The following is a 22,639-nucleotide window of genomic DNA, read 5'->3' on the forward strand; positions in this document are numbered from 1 at the left end:
CTTCGCCCGCTGGTAAAATGCTGGATTAAGGAAAGACACGCGATCATGCCGACCAGTCGGCCCCATCTCTTCGCGCTGCTTGGCGCCGTCGCCGCGCTGATGCCCGGCGTGGCGATCAGCGGCAGCGTCGATGTGCGGGTCACCTCGGCCATCCCGGTGCCTGGTGTACAGGACAAGGCGCAACAGGCCCCCTCACCCAGCGTCGCGCGGTTGAAAAGTGGGCTGGATGCGCTGGCGGCCGGCGATATTGCCGGCGCGCGCGGCGTGCGTGATGCACTGCCCGCACAATCGCTCGACCAGCACATATTGGCCTGGGCGATCGCGCTTTACGGCGGAGACAAGGTTCCGAGCGGCGACATCGCGGCGGCCGCGAAGATGCTGCCCAACTGGCCGGGCACCGTCGCCTTGCGCAAGAACAGCGAGCGCGCGCTCTACCGCGAAAACCCGGCGGCGGATGTCGTCGTCAAGGCATTCGACGGCAGCCAGCCGCAGACATTCGAAGGCGTGATGGTTCTCGCGCGCGCCTATGTGTCGTCCGGCAACGCCAAGGCGGCGCGATCGGTGCTGTCGCCGTTCTGGCGCACCGCGATCCTGGAGGCCAAGGACGAGACGGCTCTGATCAAGGAGTTCGGCAGCCTTGTTCCTGCCGCCGACCACCGTTTTCGCATGGAGCGCATGTTCTATGCCGACCGGGTGAGTTCCGCCTTGCGTGTCGCCGGCCTCGCCGGCGCCCAGCAGCTTGCCGACGCCTGGGCGGCGGCCGACAGGAGCGACAAGAATGCCGCCAAACTCCTAAAGGCGGTACCGGCGGCGCAGCGTTCGGCCGGCTATTTCTTCGCGCAGGCCGAGTATCTGCGCAAGCAGCAGGATTTTGCGGGCGCCGCGGCGGTTGTCATGAAGGCGCCGGCGGACCGTGACTCCCTGGTCGATCCGGATGCCTGGTGGGTCGAACGCCGGGTGCTGTCGCGCGAACTGGTCGACCAGGGCGACATGAAGACGGCATACAAGATAGTCGCCACGCATGCCGCCGAAAGCGCGGCCAATGCGGCGGAAGCCGAGTTCCATGCCGGCTGGTACGCGCTGCGTGGCCTGAACGATCCCAAGCTCGCGGCGACGCATTTCGCGCGCATCGCCGACCTTGCCCAGGGACCGATGACCCTGTCGCGCGCCTATTACTGGCTCGGCCGCGCGGCGGAAGTCGGAGGCCCCGGCAATGCCAAGGATTATTTTGGACGTGCGGCGACCTACGGCACCACGTTTTACGGCCAGCTCGCCGCCGAACGTGTCGTCCGGCAGGCGCTCAACATCGTCTATCCCCAGCCAAGTGCCGCCGACCGGCAGAGCTTTGCCGGCCGCGAGGCCGTCTCCGCCATCAAGCGACTGCAGGAGGCGGGCTACGACCGCTATGCCGAAACGCTCTACCGCGACCTTGCCGGCCAGTTGACCAGTCCGGGTGAACTGGCGCTGCTCGCCGTCCTGGCGGAAAAGCAGGACAACCATTTCATGGCGCTGAAAATCGGCAAGATCGCCGGAGCGCGGGGCATCGACGTCGGAGCGCTGTCCCATCCGCTCGGCGTCATCCCCGATTCGGCCAATATTTCCGGTTCCGGCAAGGCGCTGGCCTACGCGATCGCCCGCCAGGAAAGCGAATTCAATATCGGCGCCATATCCAGTGCCGGTGCGCGCGGGCTGCTGCAGCTGATGCCGGCAACCGCCAGGCAATTGGCGAAGAAGGCTGGATTGCAGTTTTCGCAGAACAGGCTGACAACCGATGCCGCCTATAACGCAACGCTTGGTTCGGCCTTCCTCGGCGAACAGCTCGATCGCTTCAACGGCTCGTACGTATTAACCTTCGCGGGCTACAATGCCGGCCCGGCCCGGGCCGGCCAGTGGGTGACGAAATATGGTGACCCACGCGGCAAGGACATCGATGCGGTGGTGGACTGGATCGAACGGATTCCCTACACGGAAACAAGAAGTTACGTGCAGCGCGTGATGGAGAATTACGAGGTCTACAAGATGCGTATCTCCGGCAAGTACGACATCGTCGGCGATCTCGTGAACGGGCGGAGGTGAAGTTTTTGCTCTTCCTTCGTGAGGAGAAGGAGGAGCCTTTCCCATTTGACCCTCCTGCGCTCCGTCTATAGCAGACGTGGACGATCCCTTCGGCTAAGGAGCCCGTCCCATGTCGAGCAACCCAGGTTTCTCCGACTTCTTCTATGCCGCGCCAGATGGGCTGAGACTTCACGCGCGCGTCTATGGCGAAGCGAATTCCGCACATTGGCCGGTCGTCTGCCTGCCTGGCCTGACACGTAATGCGCGGGATTTTCACGAGCTGGCGCTCTATCTCTCAACGCGATCCGCCCTGGCGCGCAAGGTCATCGCCTTCGACTATCGCGGACGCGGACAGTCGGCCTACGATCCCGATGTCAGTCACTATAATGTCGGCATCGAGGCGGGGGACATCCTTGTCGGGCTGACGGCGCTCGGCATCGAACAGGCGGCCTTCATCGGCACCTCGCGCGGCGGGCTGATCATCCATGTGCTTGGCGCGATGCAGCCGGCGGCGCTGAAAGCCATCGTGCTCAACGACATCGGGCCAGTGATCGAAGCCGCCGGCCTTGCCCATATCCTCACCTATCTTGATCCCACGCCAAAACCGAAGAGCCGTGCCAAGACTGTCGATGCCCAGCGCGACACGCATGGCGGCGACTTTCCCGCCCTCGCTTCGGCGGATTGGGAGCGGATGGCGTCAGCGCTCTATCGCGAGACGGATCAGGGGCTGATGCCGGATTTCGACCCGAGGCTGGTTGAAACGCTCGCCGCCCTCGACCTAAGCAAGAAACTGCCGGATTTGTGGGCGCAATTCGAGGCGCTGGCCGCCATGCCTATGCTGGTCATACGCGGCGCCAACTCGAGACTTTTGTCCGTCGAGACGCTTGAAGAAATGAAGAAGCGCCACCCAAACCTCGAGGCGATCACGGTCGAGGGCCAAGGCCACGCGCCTTTCCTCGAGACCGGCAGCCTGCCCGTCGCCGTTGCTGCTTTTCTCGATCGCGCCGAGAGGCAAATAAGCGGCAAATAAGCCCCAAGACCAGATCAGATCCCGGGGCTGTTACGGCGGCAAAGGCAAACTGTCGGAACTACTTGGCCTTGGAGCTTTTGCGGGTCGCCTTTGGCGGCGCCTTCGCCGAAGCGCCCTCATCCGTCTGCTTCCGCTTCGCCGACGGCGTCGTCACCGGCGACGAAAACAGCGAGCTTTCCGCGCTGCCGGCCGGTTGCTCGCCGCGAGGTTTCTCCAGCACGACAACGCAGCCATCGAGATCATTGGTGGCCAGATGCGCGTAGCGCATGGTCATCGACAAGGTCTGATGGCCAAGCCACATCTGCACGCGGCGGATGTCGATGCCGCCCTGGACAAGACGCGAAGCGCAGGTGTGGCGCAGGATGTGCGGCACGACCTGGTCGTCGGCGCCAAGCCCGACTTCCGCCTTGGCATCGTTCCAGATGGCGCGGAATTGTGCCTGGCTGAGCTTGGTGAACGGGCCCTTGGGTCGGCGTCCTTCGGCCGGAGGCAGCTTGATGACCTCCTTGACCCGTTCGGTCATCGGAATGGTCCGGCTGCGGCCGGATTTGGTGATCCAGAAGGAGACGCGATGTTCCTGGATATCGTTCCAGATCAGCCCGAGCGCCTCGCCGAGGCGGCATCCGGTGTCGACCAGGAAGACGGAAAGCCGGTAAGCATCCTCGCTGCGACTCTTGATAGCGGCAAACAGCCTTGCCTCTTCCTCCCTCTCGAGGAAACGAATTCGTCCCGCCCGCTCCTTCTGGCGGCGAAACTCGGGCAGGCTGTGGATATCTCCCATCTTGTAAGCCTTGCGCAGCAGTTTGCTGAGAGCAGCCATCTTTCGATTGATGGTCGCGTTGCTGTTGCCGCGCTGGCGCAAGGTGCCGATAAGGTTGTCCAGGGTACTCTGGTCAAAGGCGCTGAAACGCTCCCCAAGGAGGATCTCGTCTATCTCGCCGATGAAGGAGCTGACATTATATTTATGTCGCCCATCATCCCACAATATGTCTCGATAAGCTGAAAAAAGCTCTCCGACCCGGTATGACTTTACTTCTCTTATCTTGTTATATGTGTAGTTGATCTTCGAGTTCTGAGAAGAAAACGTCGAAAACTGATCAGAGGGGTATCCCTCTTGAATCGCTTCGTTGGTCATTATCCGTCACTCCCCCGAGTGGATTGGAATCAGCCCTATCCGCTTGGGAGCGTCCTTTCAAGAGATTAAATCACGCAGTTGTGATCTCACCCGCCCACCGCGGATCCCACGAGACCAAGCCTACGGATCTGTTCAGCTACCGATTCCCCCTTTTCCTTCGTTTGCGTTGACCCAGTCACGAAACAAAAACAGCCCGGGCGTTTGTGCGCCCGGGCTGGATTTCACCTGTAAGGAACCAGCCCTTAGAAGGAGCGCTGGAAGCGGAGGATACCCGCGATGTTGCTCTTCTTGTCGGCGCCGACCCAGCCCTGCGACAGGTCGTCAGCACCGCCGACGTTCTGGTAATCGACTTCGGCCGTGACCGTGAAGCCGGGAACCACGTCATAGGCGATGTTCGCCGCGATGCCGAGGTTCTTCCAGTCGTCATACGAGATCTGAGCGTTGAACGAGGTCTTCTCGTTGAACTTGTAGGTGCCACCGCCCCACACTGCCCAGTTGCCGCCCCACTGCTTGTAGAAGCCGCGGCCCGTACCAAAATCGTTGAGGTTATCGTCAGTGCCATAGCCGCCCATGATCCAGAGCGACAGTTCGTTGGAGACGTTGACGTCCAAACGAACCTTGCCGGCAACTTCTTCGTAGTTGCTGTCATAGGAGACGACGCCGGTCAGAGCGCCCCAGCCCTGGGTCCACTTCAGACCACCGACGACATGCGGAACGTAGCTGTCGATCGTGTCGTCGCCAGCGCCTTCTTCGAGCGAGACCACGGCCGAGAAGCCGTTGCCGGCGTCGAAGTAGTACTGAACGACGTTGGTGTCGAAATTGCCGTAGGGGACGATCGTATCCTGGATGACGTTGCCGGCGTAGCCGATGAACGTATCGAAGGCCGATTCGTCTTTACCGACGCGGAGACCACCGAGCTGGATCCAGGCGAAGTTCAGCGAAACCGGCTTGTTGTGTGCCTGCCAGCCGTCGCCGCCAGTCAGCGGGCCGGTACCATCCGGATCCGCGTAGTTGCCGTAGCTGTTGCCGAAGTTGAAACGGGTCTCGGTGTAGGTCTTCAAGGTGCCGAGTTCGGTTTCCTGGCCGGTCCAGGTCTTCAGCGTGAAGCGGGCGTTCTTCCAGTAGGTGTCGTGATCGCCATCGTCCATGTGGTCCGGAACGTTCTGGGCGCCACCGAACGCACCATGATCACCCACGCCGATGTCGTAACGGATATAGCCGCCGATGCGCAGGCAGGTTTCGGTGCCGGGGATGTAGAAGTAGCCAGCGCCGTAGACGTCGCAAATCTTGACGTATTCAGCGGGTTCCGGCTCGGCTACGACGACGGCGTCGGCGGCGCGCGCACCGGAAACTGCGATCAGGGCCGCAGCGGAGCCGAGAAGAAGGCTCTTGATGTTCATTTTCTGACCTCCAGTCAAAAGTTAAAAAACGGGTCTGGGTATTCTTTGCTGAAGGACAGCGTTCCCTGCCCCATCCCCACTACCGAAAAAGATGCGCACCGCGCCGCTTCCTCGAAACCGACATTACCCATGAGCCGGCGGCGTTCAACAACGATCGTACCGGCGAAAGGGCTGTTCGGCTGCTATCCCCCAGCGTTGTTGCACAAATGACACGATTTGGCCTCACTCAGAAAGCTCTCGTTAACCATCAGGCCCGCCATAGCCGGCTATTTCCGGCCGAATCCGGCACTCGGCCGACGGAATCATGGCGAGGCCGCGAGTCACCGGCCAGGGATTTGCCGCATAACCGCCGCATCGCGGAAAATCCGCGGCGCCGGCGCGCCGTTATTTTCCATATTAATGACGCGAGCTTGTTGATTGTGCCGGCGCTTTTCTTTATCCAGCGCCTCAACGGAGAGGTGGCCGAGTGGTCGAAGGCGCTCCCCTGCTAAGGGAGTAGAGGTCAAAAGCTTCTCGTGGGTTCGAATCCCATCCTCTCCGCCACCCTACGCCCTGCGGGGTTCGGGTGGCAGGCCACCCGGAACCGCATTTGGGCGTAGGAGTGTCGCCCGAAGCTACGAAGTAGCGTAGGGGGACCATGTGGTACGTCTATTTCCTGGAGCTCCGTAACGGCGATATCTATGTCGGATCGACAAACGACCTTCGACGCCGCACCGAATCGCACCGATTGGGCAATGTTCCATCGACAAAGGCCTACCTGCCCGTAGCCTTGAAGAGCTACATCGCGGTCGAAACCGAGGCCAACGCTCGCCAACTCGAGAGATATTTCAAGACCGGATCGGGCAAGGCTTTCGCGACCAAGCGTTTCTTGCAGACCGCGCCTCGCTGACCGCCACCATATTATCTACCTGAAATAAAAAGGAAAACGGCTCTCCTGGCAGCTTTTCGTCGGCCTTCGCTCGCGATTCTGACTGGAGGTCAGAAAATGAACATCAAGAGCCTTCTTCTCGGCTCCGCTGCGGCCCTGATCGCAGTTTCCGGTGCGCGCGCCGCCGACGCCGTCGTCGTCGCCGAGCCGGAGCCCGCTGAATACGTCAAGATCTGCGACGTCTACGGCGCTGGCTACTTCTACATCCCCGGCACCGAAACCTGCCTGCGCGTCGGCGGCTATATTCGTGAGGATATCGGTGTGGGCGACGGTGGCTCGTTCGATGGCGTCAATCACGTCACGGACCACCAGCACGGTGATGACGACTCGACCTACTGGAAGCAGACCCGCTTCACGCTGAAGACCTGGACTGGCCAGGAAACCGAACTCGGTACGTTGAAGACCTACACTGAGTACCGCATCAACTTCGGCAACAGCTACGGCGACTATGGCACCCCTGGTCTCGCAGGCAACACCGAAGCGAACCCTAACGCTGGCGGCGACGGCTGGCAGGCGCGCAACAAGACCAGCGCCTTGGAATTTGCCTGGATCCAGCTCGGCGGTCTGCGTGTCGGCGCTGACGAATCGGCCTTTGATACGTTCATCGGCTACGCCGGTAACGTCATCAACGACACGATCGTCCCTTACGGCAATTTCCAGACCAACGTCATCCAATACTACTTCGACGCTGGAAACGGCTTCTCGGCCGTGGTCTCGCTGGAAGAAGGCTCCGGTGAGGTTGGCACCATCGACAGCTATGTCCCGCATGTCGTCGGCGGTGTGAAGTGGACGCAGGGCTGGGGCGCCATCACCGGCGTCGTTGCCTATGACAGCAACTACGAAGAAGTCGCCGGCAAGGTTCGCCTGGATGTCAACGTATCCAACGAACTGTCGCTGTTCGCTATGGTCGGCTATGGTTCGGACAACAATCTCAACGACCCGACCAACAACATCGATGCGCTCGGCCGCGGCTTCTACAAGCAGTGGGGCGGCAACTGGGCAGCGTGGGGCGGCGGCACCTACAAGTTCAACGAAAAGACCGCGTTCAACCTCCAGGCGTCGTATGACGACTGGAAGGACATCGGTGTCGCGGCGAACGTTGCCTACACCGTCGTTCCCGGCCTTACGGTTACGGCCGAAGTCGACTGGCAGCGCGTCGGTCAGGGTGCCATCGACAACCAGTCCGTGTGGGTCAACGCGACCAAGAAGGACAATGTCGGCGGTCTCCTCCGCTTCCAGCGCGACTTCTAATCAGTTCGCCTAGGCGAAATCGAAAACCCGGCGGGCAACCGCCGGGTTCTTTTAAGCCGCTTGCAACTATCGCAGGTAGGGGGCCTGTTTGTCGCGCGCAGGAAGTCAGTTCGAGCAACTGAGAAAGGCTAGCCTTCAGCCAGATCCCCCAAGGCATCGATCAATGGCCGGAGCCTGCTTTCGTAGTGCTTCCAACGCTTGACCGATGATTTGTAAATCGGCTGACGAACCTGCCAGCGGCTGAGTGTTCTAACGGAGCCAGCCCTTTCAAAGAAACGGAGGCAGGCATCGTTCCACTCCAAACCAAGATGCTCCACAAGCCGACGTGACTGCCCCTCCTGGTCGGAAACAAGGTCTTCATAGCGATTCTCGAAAATGCGTCCCGGAAAAAGCGACTTCCAATGGCGCATGAGGCGATCGTACTCGCGGTAGTAGAGCCCAAGCACTGCAAGATTCGAACTATACTGATGCGCATCGTTGAGATTCGAGGTGAAGCAAGAAAAACAATTATCGACGGGATCGCGTACGCAATGAACAATCCGTGCGTTAGGGAAGAGAAGGGCGATGAGGCCCAAACGTTCGAAATTGTGAGGCATCTTATCGACGATACGCAATGCCTCGGGCGCGTTGAGACCCAAGCTGGATAGATATTCGCTGGCGAGCGCCATGGATTGCGGTCGCGTCATCGATATGACCGGCCGCCCCAACGGGCGCCCTGGCTGCAATTTGAAACCGTTGACAACCGCGATTCGCCTCAGCTTGGAGAGTTCCCCCGCGCCGTGGACATCGGGATGGCTCGAGCAGATCTGTTCCGTCAGCGTTGTGCCGGAACGCGGCATTCCAAGCACGAATACAGGCGTTTCGGATGGATCACCATATCCCGCCCTCGCCGCGAAGAACTCCGGATTGAAGAGCTCGATCCACGCATCCACCTGTCGACGATAGGATTCGATGTCAAAATCGAACCCCTTGTTCGTTGCGGCTCGAAGAAAATGGTCCATGGCCTCATCGTGGCGACCAAGATCATCCAAGACCTTACCCGCGGCCATATGAAGCTGATACGGCGCATCGGCGGGATTCGCCGTTTTTTGAAGCTCGTCCAGAATGGCTTTGAGTTCAGGCGGTTCGGCGGAGAATTTTCGAACCGCCACAAGCGTATTGTAGGAGGATGGCACGCTGATCCGCCTAGCTATGCTCTCCTTCAGGTAGACCGTAGCTTCGTCCATGCGGCCGAGGGCAACGAGAGTATCCGCAAGGGCCATCCGGACGAATGCGTTGTCGGGCTCTATTTCGAGCGCTTTTTCATAGAGCGGCACAGCCACGTCGGCCTTTTCGAACATGAAATATGCTTCGCCAAGCCGGCGAAGGGCATCCGTGAGATCCGACTTCAGCTCGCAGGCACGCTGCAAATGATGAATCGCAAGCGGATAATCGCCGACCTTTAGAAAGGCCTCCCCCAGACTGAGCTGATAGTATGGATTGTTCGGCTCCTTCGCTGCCGCGCGGGCGAAATACTTGATCGCCAGTTCGTCGTCGAAACCGAGCCCCAGCGTGCCAAGAATGTAGAGGGCAAGCGCGTGATTGGGCGAGCGCGTCAGAACACGATGGCAGAGTTCTTCGGCTTCCGGCAGCTGTCCGGCTTTCTGTAGTTCCAGCGCTTGTCTAAGCAGCATGTCATCGGTTGGCCCAAGCAACGATCCAGGCTTAGCCGGTTGGGCGAAGGGTCTGGCCTTTTGCACTGGCTGTGCCTTGAGATGCTTGGACCAGGTTGGGGGCAGCCGTGAGTTCATCGTGCCTCGCTAGCAAAAACGGCCGACAGAATCCAGCATGGGATAGACCACCGGCCGTTGCCTGGAGACTTGCCAGAACTATTTGATACCGAAATCTTACTCCCCTACGCCTGCAGATCTGATCCAGTCCTGCACTCGCGTGCATCTACCCGCTTAACGGATTTAGGCCAGAGGGGCAGGACGTCTCGCGCAGCCACGGCCAAATCTCGACATCGTTCCGGCGCAAGCGTGCCAGACTAAGTCTCAGCTAAGTCTCCAAGGGCCTCAATCAGCGGCAGGATTGAACTTCCATAGCCCTTCCAGCGATTGACAGACGAGGTGTAGATCGGTTGTCGAACCTGCCAGCGGCTAAACGTGTTCACCGAACCTGGCTTGTCAAAGAACCGCAGACAGGCGTCGTCCCAGAGCAGCCCCAGATGGTCGATCAAGCGGCGCGATTGCGCTTCCTGGTCGGAGACCATGTCCTCATAGCGGGTCTCAAGCATTTGGCCTGGAAAGACCTTATCCCAGTGCCGCATAAGCCGGTCGTATTCGCGATAATACAGTCCGAGCATATGGAGATCCGCAGTATAACTATTGTCCTCATTGAAACCCAGGAAATAACACGAGAGGCAGTTATCGATAGCATCTCGACGGCAGTGAATGATGCGTGCCTTGGGAAACAGAAGCCTTATAAGGCCGATAAGTTCGAAATTATGCGGCAATTTGTCGACGATACGCTGGGCGTTGGGGGACCGTTGACGGATATGGGCAAGATAGTCTTCAGCCAAAGCCTTCGACTGATTCACCGTCATGGTCAGGATCGAGCTTCGCAATTCTTCGGGCGAGCGCGTTTTGGGCGCGAGATTGTTTGTGATGCGCCGGAGTTTTGTCAGCTCGCCAGCGCCATAAACATCCGGGTGGCTCGCACAGATTTGCTCGGTCAAAGTGGTGCCTGAACGTGGCATGCCAAGCACGAAGACAGGCACTTCCGAAGAGCTTCCATGTCCTGTCTTGGCGGCCAACATCTCGGGGCTGAACAGTTCGATCAAGAAATCGATGCCGCGGCGGTAAGCCTCAAGGTCAAAGCCGCGGGTCGAGCGCTTTGCCTGCTGAAAATGGCCCATCGCCTCGTCATAGCGCCTGATATCGTTGAGCACCTTCCCGGCCGCGTAGTGGAGTTGTTGTATGCTTTTGTTATCAAGCGCCGGATTCTTCAGTTCAGCCAGAATGGATTTTAACTCCGTCGGCTCTTCCTTGAATGTTCGTATACCGACCAGGCCGTTGTAAGCAGCGGCGACATCCTGGCCACGGGCGATCGCCTCTTTCATGTAGTTTGCCGCCTCATCCATCCGGCCGAGGCTTACAAGCGCGTTGGCCAACCCTATTCGGATAGCGGAACGGCCGCCATCGATCTTGAGCGCTTTCTCATAGAGGGGCACCGCGAGGTCGGCTTTGCCGAATCCGGTGTAGGCGCGGCCCAGCGCATAAAGCGCCTCGACCCAGTCGGCCTTCAATTCGCAAGCACGCTCGAAATGCCTGATTGCATCCGTATGCTCGCCGACTTTCAAATAGGTTTCACCCAGGGTCAGATGGTAATGCGGATTTTGAGGTGCCTCCTTTACCGCTCGCTCAAAACAGCGAATGGCCATCTCGTCATCCAGCCCGAGCGCAAAGGTTCCAAGCAGATACAAGGCAAGGGGGTGTCGCGGGGCATGAGCCAATACACGCTGACACAGCGCCTCCGCCTCCGGCAACCGATTTGCCCGATGAAGTTCTACCGCCCGCCTGAGCAGTGCGTCATCGGCCTGCGCATGTGATAGCGGCCCCGCTTTGGGTTCGGCGATTTTCGACTGCGGGTTTTTCGGTCCGGACGGAGTTTTCAGATGCTTGGACCAGGCAGGCGGCAGACGATTGTTCATCGTGTCTGGCTACCAAAAAGACACGGCCGAATCCAGCATGACAAATTGCTGCCTGCGAGCAACTTGCACCTAATAAGCCGGCGCGTTAGCAAGAAGGCCCCTTCCAAGCGAGCTTCCGCCATGCCTCAGCGCCCTGCCCTCTCACCCCTCATCGCCGCGCTTCCGTCGACCGTGCCGTTTGTCGGCCCCGAAGCGCAGCAGCGTGAGCGCGGGCGCGCTTTCCGTGCCCGTATCGGCGCTAATGAGAGCAGTTTTGGTCCTTCGCCGCGCGTCATCGCCCGCATGGAGAGTGTCGCGCGCGACCAGTGGATGTATTGCGACCCGGACAATTACGATCTGAAGGTCGCGGCTGCGGCGCATCACCATGTGGCGGTCGAAAACATCGTGGTCGGCGAAGGCATTGACGGTCTGCTCAGCCTGGTGGCGCGCATGTACGTGGCGCCTGGCGATGCCGTGGTCACCTCGCTCGGCGCCTATCCGACCTTCAACTTCCATATTGCCGGTGTCGGCGGCCGGCTGGTGACCGTCCCTTACGAGAATGATCGCGAAAGCCTTGACGGTCTGCTGGATGCGGTCGTCAGGGAGAAGGCGCCGCTGGTCTATCTGTCCAACCCGGACAATCCGATGGGCAGTTGGTGGGAAGCCGACGAGGTCATCCGCTTCATCGAAGCCTTGCCGGAAACCACCATGCTGGTGCTCGACGAGGCCTATGGCGAATTGGGACCAGCCTCGGCCCTGCCGCCGATCGACATCTCGCGGCCGAACGTCATCCGCATGCGAACCTTTTCGAAGGCCTATGGACTTGCCGGAATACGCTGCGGCTATGCCGTCGCCGAGACGCAAGTGATCAGCGACTTCGAGAAGATCCGCAACCACTATGGCGTCAGCCGCATGGCGCAGATTGCCGGCGTCGAGGCGCTCGCCGACCAAGCCTATCTCGAGACGGTGGTGGCCCGGGTCGCAGCCGGACGTCGGCGCATTGCCGATATCGCCGAACAGAACGGGTTGAAGCCGCTCGCCTCGGCGACCAATTTCGTCACCATCGACTGCGGCCATGACGATGCTTTTGCCCTGAACGTGCTGCAGGGGCTGTTGTCGCGCGACGTCTTCATCCGCAAGCCGATGGCGCCACGGCTCGACCACTGCATCCGCGTCAGCGTCGGTCTCGCCCACGAACTGGACATCTTCGCCGAGGAATTGCCTGGCGCCTTGGCAGCGGCGCGCGGAAACTAGGGCACTTCGCGGCGCTCGGGAGCCATCGCGGCGCCGAGCAGATGTCCGGCACGCGCCAGCACATCCGACAATTCCGCGGCTTCCCTGTCATTCAAGCCCGCGGTCAGGCGGGCCAGATCACGATCCGTGGCCGCATGAAGTGCCGCAAGCGCGGCCTGGCCGCGCGCGGTGAGCGAAAGAACGCGCGGCCGGAGTAGCGCGTGATCGGTACACATCTCGGTCAGGCCGGCGGCAGAAAATTTGGAACGGAGGCCCTCGATTTTCATCGGGGTCACCGTTTCAACCGTTGCCTTCGTTCGATGCTGCGCCAGACTCTATGGAACGGGAGCGAGCCATGAATGAGCGGAAAAGGGCAGTGCAGGCGCACATATACGGCACGGTCCAAGGGGTCGGCTACAGGGCGTGGACGCGCGATGAAGCGACAAGGCTCGGGCTGTTGGGCTGGGTGCGCAACGAAAGAGACCGCTCGGTGACGGCATGGCTTACCGGCGCCGACGCGGCGATTGCGGCCATGATTGAACGGCTTCGGCAAGGCCCGCCGGGCGCATCCGTCTCGCGGATCGATGTGGACGAATTGGCGACCTGGACTACGCCTGGAGATTTCAGAATCATAGCATAGGCGGATTTCCGCCCACTTGAATTAATTGAACGTTTGTTTTATTATTCTGCCGTCAACGAGGCGACGATGGCGCGCACCACAGGATCACACGGCGAGCGAACCGAAGCGGCAGTCCGTGAAGCGGCGGCCATCCTGATTGCGCGTTACGGTTATGAAGCAATGTCGATGCGCCAGCTGGCCGCCGAGGTCGGCGTGCAGGCGGCCGCGCTCTATCGCTATTTTCCGACCAAGGAAGACCTGCTGTTCACGCTGATGCGCGACCATATGCAAGCGCTTCGCGAGGCCTGGGAGCGTTCCAGGCCGGCCGACGCGGATCCGGTGCGGCAGCTTGCCGCCTATGTGCGCAACCACATCGCCTTTCATATCGGGCGCCGCCACGCCACGCATGTGTCGAACATGGAATTGCGCAGCCTGTCGCCCGACAGGCTGACACAGATCCTGCGCATGCGCACGGCCTACGAAAAGGACCTGCGTTCGATCCTGCGCGATGGCGCCGAGGCGGGTATTTTCCGCATCGAGGACACCGGCCTGACGGCCATGGCTCTGATCCAGATGATGACCGGCGTCATCGTCTGGTTCCGGCCGGGCGAGCGATTGTCGATCGCCGAGGTCACGCAGACATACCTTTCGATGACAATGCGCCTGGTCGGCGCGAACATCGGCGTTGGTACCGGGGAGGAACGGCATGTACACGAACACGCTCAGCTTCGGGCATGATGAGGACGTCGAGGCGTTGCGCGACCTGGTGCGCCGCTTCGCCCAGGACAGAATCGCGCCGATAGCCGCTGACATCGATCGCGAGAGCGAATTCCCGGCGCATCTATGGGGAGAACTCGGCACTCTTGGCCTGCTCGGCATAACCGCCGATCCCGATTTCGGCGGCAGCGGCATGGGCTATCTCGCCCACGTGATCGCGGTCGAGGAAATCTCACGGGCCTCGGCATCCGTCGGCCTTTCCTACGGCGCCCACTCCAATCTCTGCGTCAACCAGATCAACCGCTGGGCAACGCCGGCACAGAAGGAAAAATACCTGCCGCCGCTATGTTCGGGCGAGCACGTCGGCGCGCTGGCCATGTCGGAGCCCGGCGCCGGCTCCGACGTGGTGTCGCTCAAGTTGCGCGCCGAAAAGCGCAATGACCGCTATGTGCTCAACGGCACCAAGATGTGGATCACCAACGGCCCGGATGCCGAAACGCTGGTCGTCTACGCCAAAACCGACCCGGACCGGAAATCGCGCGGCATCACCGCCTTCATCGTCGAAAAGGCGATGCCGGGGTTTTCGGTGGCGCAGAAACTCGACAAGCTCGGCATGCGAGGGTCCAACACCGGCGAACTGGTCTTTTCAGACGTCGAGGTGCCGTTCGGCAATGTGCTGCACGAGGAAGGACGCGGCGTCGAGGTGCTGATGTCCGGCCTCGACTATGAGCGCACCGTGCTTGCCGGCGGCCCGATCGGCCTGATGGCGGCCTGCCTCGACGTAGCGATCCCCTATGTTCACGAGCGCAAGCAGTTCGGCCAGCCGATCGGGGAATTCCAGCTGGTGCAAGGCAAGCTTGCCGACATGTATACGGCGATGAACGCCGCGCGTGCCTACGTGTACGCCGTCGCCGCCGCCTGCGACCGCGGCCAGACCAGCCGCAAGGATGCAGCCGGATGCGTGCTGTTCGCCGCCGAGAAAGCGACGCAGATGGCACTCGACGCGATCCAGCTGCTTGGCGGCAACGGCTATATCAACGACTATCCGACCGGCCGGCTTTTGCGCGACGCGAAGCTCTACGAGATCGGCGCCGGCACCAGCGAGATCCGTCGCTGGCTGATCGGCCGCGAGATCATGGCGGAGGGGGTGTAGCATGGCTATCCTCCAAACCCAGATCTCGCCCTCCTCCGAAACCTTCCGTGCCAACGCCGAGCGCATGCGGGCTTTGGTTGCCGACATCGCTGAAAAGGCCACGACCGTCGAGCGCGGCGGCTCGGATGAGGCCCGCGATCGCCATGTCGGTCGTGGCAAGCTGCTGCCGCGCGAACGCCTGGCGCAATTGCTGGACACCGGTTCGCCCTTCCTCGAGATCGGCCAGTTCGCGGCCTGGTCCATGTATGGCGAGGAGATAGCGTCGGCCGGCCTGATCGCCGGCATCGGCCGCGTCGAGGGCACCGAGGTGATGGTCGTTGTCAACGACGCCACGGTGAAGGGCGGCACCTACTATCCGCTGACGGTGAAGAAGCATCTGCGCGCGCAGGAGATCGCGCTGCAGAACAATTTGCCATGCGTCTATCTGGTCGACAGCGGCGGCGCCAATCTGCCCAACCAGGACGAGGTCTTTCCCGACCGCGAGCATTTCGGCCGCATCTTCTACAATCAGGCCAACATGTCGGCTGCCGGCGTTCCGCAGATCGCCTGCGTCATGGGCTCCTGCACCGCTGGCGGCGCCTATGTGCCGGCGATGTCGGACGAGACGATCATGGTGCGCAACCAGGCGACCATCTTCCTTGGCGGACCGCCGCTGGTGAAGGCGGCCACCGGCGAAGACGTCAGCGCCGAGGAATTGGGCGGCGCGGATGTACACACCAGGCTTTCCGGCGTCGCCGATCACTATGCGCTGGACGACGAACACGCGCTCGCCATTTGCCGGCGCATCATCAAGAACCTGAATCGGAACAAGGCTGTAAGCCTGAGCTTACAGAAAGCTCATCAGCCGCTTCATCCCGCGGATGAGCTCTATGGCATCGCCCCGACCGACCTGCGCCAGCCCTATGACGTGCGCGAGGTGATCGCGCGCATCGTCGACGGCTCCGAATTCGATGAGTTCAAGCAGAACTACGGCACCACGCTGATCACCGGTTTCGCCCACCTCCATGGCATGCCGGTCGGCGTCATCGCCAACAATGGCGTGCTGTTTTCCGAAAGCGCGCTGAAGGGCGCGCACTTCATCGAGTTGTGCTGTCAGCGCAACATTCCGCTGGTTTTCCTTCAGAATATCACCGGCTTTATGGTCGGCCGCAAATACGAGGCGGGCGGCATCGCCAAGGACGGCGCCAAGCTGGTGATGGCGGTGGCGACCGCCAGGGTGCCGAAGGTGACCGTCATCATCGGCGGTTCGTTCGGCGCCGGCAACTACGGCATGTGCGGCCGCGCCTACTCACCGCGCTTCCTGTGGATGTGGCCGAACGCGCGCATCTCGGTGATGGGCGGCGAACAGGCGGCAACCGTGCTCGCCATGGTCAAGCGCGAAGGCATCGAGCGAAAGGGCGGCGAGTGGAGCGCCGAGGAGGAAGCGAAATTCAAGAAGCCGATCCTGATGAAATACGAGCATGAGGGCCATCCGCTCTACTCGTCCGCCCGCCTCTGGGACGACGGCATCATCGATCCGGCGAAGACGCGCGAGGTGCTGGCGCTTAGCCTGTCCGCCGCGCTCAACGCCGAGATCGAGGAGACACGCTTCGGCGTGTTCAGGATGTGAGATGAGCAAGGCCCAAGACAGGATTCAAGTCCACACCGGGGACATCACGAAGCTCGACGTAGACGCCATCGTCAATGCCGCCAACACTTCGCTTCTTGGTGGCGGTGGAGTCGATGGCGCCATCCACCGCGCGGCGGGTCGTGATCTCGAGGTAGAATGCCGGATGTTGAACGGATGCAGGGTCGGCGACGCCAAGATCACCAAGGGTTACAAGCTGCCAGCTCGACATATCATCCACACGGTCGGGCCGGTCTGGCAGGGCGGCGGCAAGGGCGAAGCCGAACTGCTAGCCTCTTGCTATCGCAGGTCGCTGGAACTCGCGACCGCCAATGATTGCCGTTCGGTGGCGTTTCCCGCGATCTCGACCGGTGTTTACCGCTACCCGAAAGACGAGGCGACCGAAATCGCCGTCTATGAGGTCAATGACTTCACCAAGCGCAACGCGCTTCCCGAAATCGTTGTTTTCTGCTGCTTCGACGAAGCGATGGCGGAACTATACCGACAACATCTGGCAACATTGGGTGGAGATTGAATTTTATAGACCAGGCCTTTCGTTCGCTCACGAAATCGCGAGCTCATCCTGCAGCTCTGGCGGCGCCGGAGAATATTCGCTATCGCTCCTGCTGCACTTTGCAATGGGGATGGGGTGAGAATGAAACGGAAATATTCACGGAATGTGTCTACTTTAATACTTTCGGCATTGCTGCTAACCGCCGCGCATGGCGCGGGCGTGGCCGGATCGTTGGCGGGAAGCGAGGGAGACAGGCGTTTCCCGCCCTATTTGCCACGAAATTTGAAAGATCCATGTACCAAGACCTACAAGGCCTATGTGGCGGCCGGCGGCCATTCGGCCTACGCCACCACGCCCTATGCCCGGATCATGTCATCATACATAATCTGCGGCGGGCATCTGAACGCGCCGTCACAAAAGGCAGCGGAAGAACTGGCTATGAAATCCTGTCTGACCACGCGCGCGCACTACAAGGTAACCACCGGCGGCGCGTGCGAGATCGCCGCTTCGAAATAGGCCGGTGCCTACCAAAATGGCGCCGCCCGATACTGACCCGGGAGGCTCCATGTTCAGCAAAATCCTGATCGCCAATCGGGGCGAGATCGCTTGCCGCGTCATCCGCACGGCTCGCAAGCTGGGCGTGCACACTGTCGCCGTCTATTCGGATGCCGACGCGAGATCCCTGCATGTCGAGATGGCCGACGAGGCGGTCCATATCGGTCCTTCGCCCGTCGGCGAGAGCTATCTGCGCGGTGACAGGATTGTCGCCGCGGCCCTGGCCACGGGTGCGCAGGCCATCCATCCCGGTTACGGCTTCCTGTCGGAAAACCCCGATTTCGTCGACCAGGTGGTGGCGGCCGGCCTCATTTTCATCGGCCCGTCGGCGACCTCGATCCGCGCCATGGGGCTGAAGGACGCCGCCAAGCGGCTGATGGAAAAAGCCGGCGTTCCGGTCGTTCCGGGCTATCATGGCGAGGCACAGGAAATCGTGCTGCTTGCGTCAAAGGCCCGCGAGATCGGCTATCCCGTGCTGATCAAGGCGCGCGCTGGCGGCGGCGGCAAGGGCATGCGCCGCGTCGAGCATCCCGATGACTTTTCCGAGGCACTCTCCAGCGCCCGGCGCGAAGCAAAGGCCGCTTTCGGCGACGACCGCGTGCTGGTCGAGAAATATGTCGACAAGCCGCGCCATATCGAAGTGCAGGTGTTCGGCGACAATTTCGGCAATGCGGTGCATCTCTACGAGCGCGACTGTTCGGCGCAACGCCGCCATCAGAAGGTAATCGAGGAGGCCCCCGCCCCCGGCATGACGCCGGCTTTGCGCAAGGCAATGACCGAGGCGGCGGTAAAAGCCGCCAAGGCAATCAACTACTCCGGCGCCGGCACCATCGAATTCATCGTCGACGCCTCGCAAGGCCTCGAGGCCGATCGCTTCTGGTTCATGGAAATGAACACCCGGCTGCAGGTAGAGCATCCGGTCACCGAGATGGTCACCGGCACCGATCTCGTCGAATGGCAGTTACGGGTCGCCAGCGGCGAAAAACTGCCGAAGACACAGAGCGAGATCACGCTTTGCGGCCATGCTTTCGAGGCGCGCATCTATGCCGAGGATGCGGCCAAGGGGTTTCTGCCGGCGACAGGCACGCTGCACCACCTTAGATTTCCGGACGTTGTCCCCGAAGGCGCCGCGATGCGCATCGAGACCGGCGTGCGGGCTGGCGATGCCATCTCGCCCTACTACGACCCGATGATCGCGAAGCTGGTCGTTCATGCCGGAGACAGACGGCAGGCGCTGGAAGCGCTCCGCACCGCGCTCGCGCAAATCGAGATTGCCGGCTCCACCGTCAACACCGCTTTTCTTGCCGCTCTTGCCGCCGATCCGGATTTTGCGGCTGAAGACATCGATACCGGCCTGATCGGCAGACACCAGGAGGCGTTGACGGCGGTCGCGCCGCCGACCGGCGGAATCATCGCGGCTGCCGCCCTGGCGGCCTCGGGCGCCGGAGCATTGCCGTCGTCGAACGACCCATGGTCATCACTCGCCGGCTATGCGCATTTCCACGGCGTGGCGCGGCGCATGCGGCTGACGTTCGGCGACGAAGCCATTCAGGCAAAGATTTCAGTGCGATCGGACGGGCGCTTCCAGGTGGCGCTCGATGCGCCTTATGACAGCACCAGTTCGCATGATATTCGCGCCGTTCCCCGCCTCGCCCGCTGGCCTGGCCACATCACGGTGTTCGAAGGCGCCGTCGGCTATACTTTCGCGGTGCCGGACCCCTTGGCCAGGAGCGATGAAGCGGCCGTCGCCACCGGCAGCCTGCGCGCGCCGATGCCGGGCCTGGTCAAGCTTGTGCGCGTGGCGAAAGGCGACGCTGTGATCAAAGGGCAACCTCTGCTTATCCTCGAGGCGATGAAGATGGAGCACACCATCGCCGCCCCGCATGACGGGGTGATCGCCGAGATCGCCGGGGAAGGCGCACAGGTCACCGACGGCGCGGTGCTGGTGCGGTTCGCCGAGGACCAGAACGCGTCCACCGCGGCCGCCGGCGGATAGAAGGAGCGCACCGCGGACCGCAAACGGAAATGGCCAGGACGAACCCGGCCATTCCCTTGGAGTACCCGACTGCCAGGGCGATTACTGCGCGATCGGCGCGTACTTGCCGTCATGCCACTGGTTGATGTCGTAGCTGGCATTCTTGAGGTCGCCCTTCTCGTCGAAGGTGACGTCGCCGACAACGGTGCTGATCGCCGTGCCATTCTTCAGCGCCTCGGCAACCTTGGCCGGATCATCGCTGCCAGCACGCTTGATGCCTTCGGCGAATGCCTGGACCACGGCATAGGAGAACAGCGTGAAGCCTTCCGGCACGAAGCCGCCGGCCTTGATCTTCTCGACGGCTGCCTTGGCTTCCGGCTTTGCCTGCGGATCCGACGGGAACACGAACATCGTGCCCTCGCCGGCCGGGCCGGCAACCTGCCAGAATTCCGGCGACGCGATCGAGTCCGGCATGATCAGCTGGAACTTGAAATTCTGTTCGGCCGACTGACGCAGGATCAGGCCCGCCTCGGGGTGGTAGCCGCCGAAATAGACGACATCAGCCTTGAGATCCTTCAGCTTGGTGACAAGCGCCGAATAGTCCTTCTCGCCGGGGTTGATGGCGTCATAATAGACCTCCTTGAGGCCACCGGTATTCATGGTCGCCTTGACGGCATCAGCCACGCCCTGGCCGTAAGCGCTCTTGTCGTGCAGGATGACGACGTTCTTGCCGGCGTATTTCTTGGCGATCCACGGGCCGATGAAAGCGCCCTGTGCGTCGTCACGCGTGTAAAGACGCATGATTGTCGACCAGCCGGCCTTGGCGGCCGCATCGGTCAGCACCGGGTTCGAGGAAGCCGGGCTCATCATCAGCGCGCCGGCTTCGGCATAGACCGCCGAGGCCGGAATGCTGGAACCCGAGCAGGCATGCCCGTCGATGAACTTGACGCTGTTGGCGACGATGCGATTGGCGACCGACACCGCCTGCTTGGGATCGCACTGGTCGTCCTCGATGTCGAGCTTGATCTGGGAACCGTTGACGCCGCCAGCCGCGTTGATGGCATCGGCGGCGGCCTGTGCGCCTTGCTTGAACTGATCGCCGATGGTGGCGAGCTGTCCGGTCATCGGGCCGACCACCGAGATGGTGATGTCATCGGCGAACGCGACCGGCGCGCTCATCATCAGGCCGAAAATGGCCGCGCTCAAAACACTCATTTTTTTCATGACAATAGAACTCCTCCACTCACGCGCGGCCGCCCGGCCGCGCTTCTTCCAGAGAGGCGGGACAATTTCATCCTTCATCGGACCTGTCTAGGCGCATTGGCGCCACTCGATTGGGCCTGTGGGGCCTCATCCACGCAAAAAGCCACGCCAGCCTTGTTCCGGCCGGTCGTGGCTTTTTTTGCCTGTCAGGCTGTTTCCCCGGCGCCCCCGCGCTGTGAACCCAACCTTCCCTGTCTTCATGTTGGCCATGATCCTTCCGAAAACCGGAATCTTCGGGATCATGGTCCGTCGCGCGGCTTGGACCTGTCGGCGTGCCGCATTCTCGTTGTCGATGGCCGTGGCCTGGCTGTCTGCGCAGCCTTTTCCCTGTTGGCCCGACCGTCTTTCTGCGGTCTTGGCCGGAGCGTCCCCGTCTGGCGGAACTCAGTGCATGGTCATCCATTCGCGGGCTTCGCGCAGCGCCTTGGCGATCTCGACCTTCGACATGGCCGCCGAGAGTTCCGAGCGCAACTCGGCGGCGCGGGCCGATCCCTTGATGGCGGCGATGTTGAACCATTTGTGGGCGGCAACGACGTCGGTTTCGCAATCGCGGCCGGTCGCATACATCATGCCCAATTCGAAAAGAATGTCGGCCTGGGCAGTTGCCCCCATGGCGCCGAAGCCTGCTTCAAGCATTTCAAAACGTGCCATTTTTAGTCCCCTGTCTGGCTCCCGAGAGCTGCCTCCGTTCGTCTTGACCGGGCCGCTCTTTCGATGCTTTCGAGAATGCCGCGCAGGCTTGAATCCGTCGTTAAATGGCGTGCTTAATTTGAGGAAAACAAAGCTAAAACAAGAGGTAAACGCGAAAATTCGTTAAGGATACGAAGCCAGCAATTCAGCTGGTTTTCGCCAAATTTGACGAAAATTTTCGAGCGCGCGGTCAACACTCTGCTAACCCTAGAAAGCAAACACGAGGCGCTGGTCGTTTTCATTTCCGGGCCGACAGGGCGAATTCAGGCGCTTTCGAAATGCCAAAGCCTTCCGTCGCGGCACCGCTTTCGTTTTGACGGAAGCTGGATTAGCTTACGTTTGCGTAAGCGGCAGACCGGCGAGGCGGAGCATTCGGCCGGCTATCCAAAGGGAGGAAGACATGTCTCGAAAAGTGAGCCTGGCCCTGGCGGCCACTTTGATCCTGAGCGGCGCGGCGTGGGCCGATCCGATCGAGGGCAACTGGAAAACGCAAGCCGGCGACACCGCTGCCATTTCAGGCAGCAGCTCGTTCTCCATCACGCTCAAATCAGGCAAATATGCCGGCAAGACCATCGGCTCGCTCAAGGCGGCCGGCGACAACAAATACACCGGCAACATCACCGATCCGGCAAATGACAAGACCTATTCGGGCAAGGCAACCTTGTCGGGCGCCTCGCTCAAGATGAGCGGTTGCGTGCTCGGCGGACTGATCTGCAAGAGCCAGACCTGGCACAAACTCTAAGCGACCATTTCCGTGTGATCTCTAAACGGGGCCTGGCGGGCCCCGTTTTCGTTCTGTCGATGAGCAGGCAGCGCTCGGTCGGCATTCTGGTTGCCGCAACCCA

Annotated in this window: 20 protein-coding genes and 1 tRNA gene; 14 read left to right on the plus strand and 7 right to left on the minus strand. The window is 61.1% G+C overall.

Features of this window, described 5'->3' with window-relative positions:
• Positions 1-45: 45 nt before the first annotated feature.
• Both LB524_RS10220 and LB524_RS10225 read left to right on the plus strand, forming a co-directional pair.
• Positions 46-2,076, plus strand: coding sequence for a lytic transglycosylase domain-containing protein (locus tag LB524_RS10220; RefSeq protein ID WP_224525748.1), 2,031 nt, complete (start codon positions 46-48; stop codon positions 2,074-2,076).
• Between the two features lie 109 nt (positions 2,077-2,185).
• On the plus strand, positions 2,186-3,085 hold the full coding sequence (locus tag LB524_RS10225) for an alpha/beta fold hydrolase (RefSeq protein ID WP_224525751.1): 900 nt from the start codon (positions 2,186-2,188) through the stop codon (positions 3,083-3,085).
• 58 nt (positions 3,086-3,143) lie between these two features.
• On the opposite strand, the gene LB524_RS10230 is transcribed toward LB524_RS10225, so the two are convergent.
• Both LB524_RS10230 and LB524_RS10235 read right to left on the minus strand, forming a co-directional pair.
• Positions 3,144-4,220, minus strand: coding sequence for a tyrosine-type recombinase/integrase (locus LB524_RS10230; protein ID WP_224525753.1), 1,077 nt, complete (start codon positions 4,218-4,220; stop codon positions 3,144-3,146).
• Between the two features lie 242 nt (positions 4,221-4,462).
• Positions 4,463-5,620, minus strand: a complete 1,158-nt coding sequence (locus LB524_RS10235; RefSeq protein ID WP_224525756.1) for a porin — start codon at positions 5,618-5,620, stop codon at positions 4,463-4,465.
• A gap of 452 nt (positions 5,621-6,072) precedes the next feature.
• On the opposite strand from LB524_RS10235, the gene LB524_RS10240 reads away from it, so the two are divergent.
• The 3 genes from LB524_RS10240 (at position 6,073) to LB524_RS10250 (ending at position 7,799) form a co-directional block, all read left to right on the plus strand.
• Positions 6,073-6,163: transfer RNA gene (locus LB524_RS10240), tRNA-Ser, on the plus strand.
• Positions 6,164-6,257: 94 nt separating this feature from the next.
• Entirely contained in the window at positions 6,258-6,509 is a 252-nt protein-coding gene (locus LB524_RS10245) for a GIY-YIG nuclease family protein (protein ID WP_140618505.1), read from the plus strand.
• Between the two features lie 96 nt (positions 6,510-6,605).
• Positions 6,606-7,799 carry a porin gene (locus LB524_RS10250; RefSeq protein WP_224525759.1) on the plus strand — a complete coding sequence of 398 codons (1,194 nt, stop codon included), beginning with the start codon at positions 6,606-6,608 and terminating at the stop codon, positions 7,797-7,799.
• A gap of 128 nt (positions 7,800-7,927) precedes the next feature.
• Here LB524_RS10250 and LB524_RS10255 read toward each other — a convergent pair whose 3' ends face one another.
• Together LB524_RS10255 and LB524_RS10260 are read right to left on the minus strand one after the other, a co-directional pair.
• Positions 7,928-9,589, minus strand: coding sequence for a tetratricopeptide repeat-containing sulfotransferase family protein (locus LB524_RS10255; RefSeq protein WP_224525762.1), 1,662 nt, complete (start codon positions 9,587-9,589; stop codon positions 7,928-7,930).
• Positions 9,590-9,825: 236 nt separating this feature from the next.
• Positions 9,826-11,490, minus strand: coding sequence for a tetratricopeptide repeat-containing sulfotransferase family protein (locus LB524_RS10260; RefSeq protein WP_224525764.1), 1,665 nt, complete (start codon positions 11,488-11,490; stop codon positions 9,826-9,828).
• A 120-nt stretch (positions 11,491-11,610) separates the two neighbouring features.
• On the opposite strand from LB524_RS10260, the gene LB524_RS10265 reads away from it, so the two are divergent.
• Positions 11,611-12,723 (plus strand): pyridoxal phosphate-dependent aminotransferase, encoded by a 1,113-nt coding sequence (locus LB524_RS10265; RefSeq protein ID WP_224525767.1) that lies wholly within the window; start codon positions 11,611-11,613, stop codon positions 12,721-12,723.
• Here the strand turns inward: LB524_RS10265 and LB524_RS10270 are convergent.
• Positions 12,720-12,989 carry a hypothetical protein gene (locus LB524_RS10270; RefSeq protein ID WP_224525770.1) on the minus strand — a complete coding sequence of 90 codons (270 nt, stop codon included), beginning with the start codon at positions 12,987-12,989 and terminating at the stop codon, positions 12,720-12,722. The two genes, LB524_RS10265 and LB524_RS10270, sit on opposite strands and share 4 nt — an antisense overlap.
• 68 nt (positions 12,990-13,057) lie before the next feature.
• Here LB524_RS10270 and LB524_RS10275 point away from each other — a divergent pair, with 68 nt between their 5' ends.
• From LB524_RS10275 to LB524_RS10305, 7 genes are all read left to right on the plus strand, one after another.
• Positions 13,058-13,342, plus strand: a complete 285-nt coding sequence (locus LB524_RS10275; protein ID WP_224525773.1) for an acylphosphatase — start codon at positions 13,058-13,060, stop codon at positions 13,340-13,342.
• 66 nt (positions 13,343-13,408) lie between these two features.
• Positions 13,409-14,059: a TetR/AcrR family transcriptional regulator gene (locus LB524_RS10280; RefSeq protein ID WP_224525775.1), complete on the plus strand. Its 651-nt coding sequence runs from the start codon at positions 13,409-13,411 to the stop codon at positions 14,057-14,059.
• Positions 14,028-15,191, plus strand: a complete 1,164-nt coding sequence (locus LB524_RS10285) for an isovaleryl-CoA dehydrogenase (protein WP_224525778.1) — start codon at positions 14,028-14,030, stop codon at positions 15,189-15,191. The genes LB524_RS10280 and LB524_RS10285 overlap by 32 nt, the downstream gene beginning before the upstream one ends.
• 1 nt (position 15,192) lies before the next feature.
• Positions 15,193-16,800, plus strand: a complete 1,608-nt coding sequence (locus LB524_RS10290) for a carboxyl transferase domain-containing protein (protein ID WP_224525782.1) — start codon at positions 15,193-15,195, stop codon at positions 16,798-16,800.
• A gap of 1 nt (position 16,801) precedes the next feature.
• A complete protein-coding gene (locus LB524_RS10295; RefSeq protein ID WP_224525785.1) occupies positions 16,802-17,332 on the plus strand; it encodes an O-acetyl-ADP-ribose deacetylase in 531 nt (176 codons plus the stop codon).
• Between the two features lie 120 nt (positions 17,333-17,452).
• Positions 17,453-17,827 carry a hypothetical protein gene (locus tag LB524_RS10300; protein WP_224525789.1) on the plus strand — a complete coding sequence of 125 codons (375 nt, stop codon included), beginning with the start codon at positions 17,453-17,455 and terminating at the stop codon, positions 17,825-17,827.
• Positions 17,828-17,876: 49 nt separating this feature from the next.
• Positions 17,877-19,862 carry an acetyl/propionyl/methylcrotonyl-CoA carboxylase subunit alpha gene (locus LB524_RS10305; protein WP_224525805.1) on the plus strand — a complete coding sequence of 662 codons (1,986 nt, stop codon included), beginning with the start codon at positions 17,877-17,879 and terminating at the stop codon, positions 19,860-19,862.
• Positions 19,863-19,943: 81 nt separating this feature from the next.
• Here LB524_RS10305 and LB524_RS10310 read toward each other — a convergent pair whose 3' ends face one another.
• Together LB524_RS10310 and LB524_RS10315 are read right to left on the minus strand one after the other, a co-directional pair.
• Complete coding sequence (locus tag LB524_RS10310) at positions 19,944-21,065, minus strand: branched-chain amino acid ABC transporter substrate-binding protein (protein WP_140718108.1); 1,122 nt, start codon at positions 21,063-21,065, stop codon at positions 19,944-19,946.
• A gap of 423 nt (positions 21,066-21,488) precedes the next feature.
• Entirely contained in the window at positions 21,489-21,755 is a 267-nt protein-coding gene (locus LB524_RS10315; protein ID WP_010915070.1) for a sel1 repeat family protein, read from the minus strand.
• Between the two features lie 439 nt (positions 21,756-22,194).
• Between LB524_RS10315 and LB524_RS10320 the strand changes: the two genes are divergently transcribed.
• A complete protein-coding gene (locus tag LB524_RS10320) occupies positions 22,195-22,536 on the plus strand; it encodes a DUF2147 domain-containing protein (RefSeq protein WP_140618524.1) in 342 nt (113 codons plus the stop codon).
• The last annotated feature ends 103 nt before the right edge of the window (positions 22,537-22,639 follow it).

The organism is Mesorhizobium sp. ESP6-5, assembly GCF_020164695.1.
Classification (GTDB): Bacteria; Pseudomonadota; Alphaproteobacteria; order Rhizobiales; family Rhizobiaceae; genus Mesorhizobium; species Mesorhizobium australicum.

What these genes read in the sequence shown, in the direction of transcription:
- LB524_RS10220 (WP_224525748.1), top strand. Translation starts at nt 46, where the DNA reads ATGCCGACCAGTCGGCCCCATCTCTTCGCGCTGCTTGGCGCCGTCGCC.
- LB524_RS10225 (WP_224525751.1), top strand. Translation starts at nt 2,186, where the DNA reads ATGTCGAGCAACCCAGGTTTCTCCGACTTCTTCTATGCCGCGCCAGAT.
- LB524_RS10230 (WP_224525753.1), bottom strand. Translation starts at nt 4,220, where the DNA reads ATGACCAACGAAGCGATTCAAGAGGGATACCCCTCTGATCAGTTTTCG.
- LB524_RS10235 (WP_224525756.1), bottom strand. Translation starts at nt 5,620, where the DNA reads ATGAACATCAAGAGCCTTCTTCTCGGCTCCGCTGCGGCCCTGATCGCA.
- LB524_RS10245 (WP_140618505.1), top strand. Translation starts at nt 6,258, where the DNA reads ATGTGGTACGTCTATTTCCTGGAGCTCCGTAACGGCGATATCTATGTC.
- LB524_RS10250 (WP_224525759.1), top strand. Translation starts at nt 6,606, where the DNA reads ATGAACATCAAGAGCCTTCTTCTCGGCTCCGCTGCGGCCCTGATCGCA.
- LB524_RS10255 (WP_224525762.1), bottom strand. Translation starts at nt 9,589, where the DNA reads ATGAACTCACGGCTGCCCCCAACCTGGTCCAAGCATCTCAAGGCACAG.
- LB524_RS10260 (WP_224525764.1), bottom strand. Translation starts at nt 11,490, where the DNA reads ATGAACAATCGTCTGCCGCCTGCCTGGTCCAAGCATCTGAAAACTCCG.
- LB524_RS10265 (WP_224525767.1), top strand. Translation starts at nt 11,611, where the DNA reads ATGCCTCAGCGCCCTGCCCTCTCACCCCTCATCGCCGCGCTTCCGTCG.
- LB524_RS10270 (WP_224525770.1), bottom strand. Translation starts at nt 12,989, where the DNA reads ATGAAAATCGAGGGCCTCCGTTCCAAATTTTCTGCCGCCGGCCTGACC.
- LB524_RS10275 (WP_224525773.1), top strand. Translation starts at nt 13,058, where the DNA reads ATGAATGAGCGGAAAAGGGCAGTGCAGGCGCACATATACGGCACGGTC.
- LB524_RS10280 (WP_224525775.1), top strand. Translation starts at nt 13,409, where the DNA reads ATGGCGCGCACCACAGGATCACACGGCGAGCGAACCGAAGCGGCAGTC.
- LB524_RS10285 (WP_224525778.1), top strand. Translation starts at nt 14,028, where the DNA reads ATGTACACGAACACGCTCAGCTTCGGGCATGATGAGGACGTCGAGGCG.
- LB524_RS10290 (WP_224525782.1), top strand. Translation starts at nt 15,193, where the DNA reads ATGGCTATCCTCCAAACCCAGATCTCGCCCTCCTCCGAAACCTTCCGT.
- LB524_RS10295 (WP_224525785.1), top strand. Translation starts at nt 16,802, where the DNA reads ATGAGCAAGGCCCAAGACAGGATTCAAGTCCACACCGGGGACATCACG.
- LB524_RS10300 (WP_224525789.1), top strand. Translation starts at nt 17,453, where the DNA reads ATGAAACGGAAATATTCACGGAATGTGTCTACTTTAATACTTTCGGCA.
- LB524_RS10305 (WP_224525805.1), top strand. Translation starts at nt 17,877, where the DNA reads ATGTTCAGCAAAATCCTGATCGCCAATCGGGGCGAGATCGCTTGCCGC.
- LB524_RS10310 (WP_140718108.1), bottom strand. Translation starts at nt 21,065, where the DNA reads ATGAAAAAAATGAGTGTTTTGAGCGCGGCCATTTTCGGCCTGATGATG.
- LB524_RS10315 (WP_010915070.1), bottom strand. Translation starts at nt 21,755, where the DNA reads ATGGCACGTTTTGAAATGCTTGAAGCAGGCTTCGGCGCCATGGGGGCA.
- LB524_RS10320 (WP_140618524.1), top strand. Translation starts at nt 22,195, where the DNA reads ATGTCTCGAAAAGTGAGCCTGGCCCTGGCGGCCACTTTGATCCTGAGC.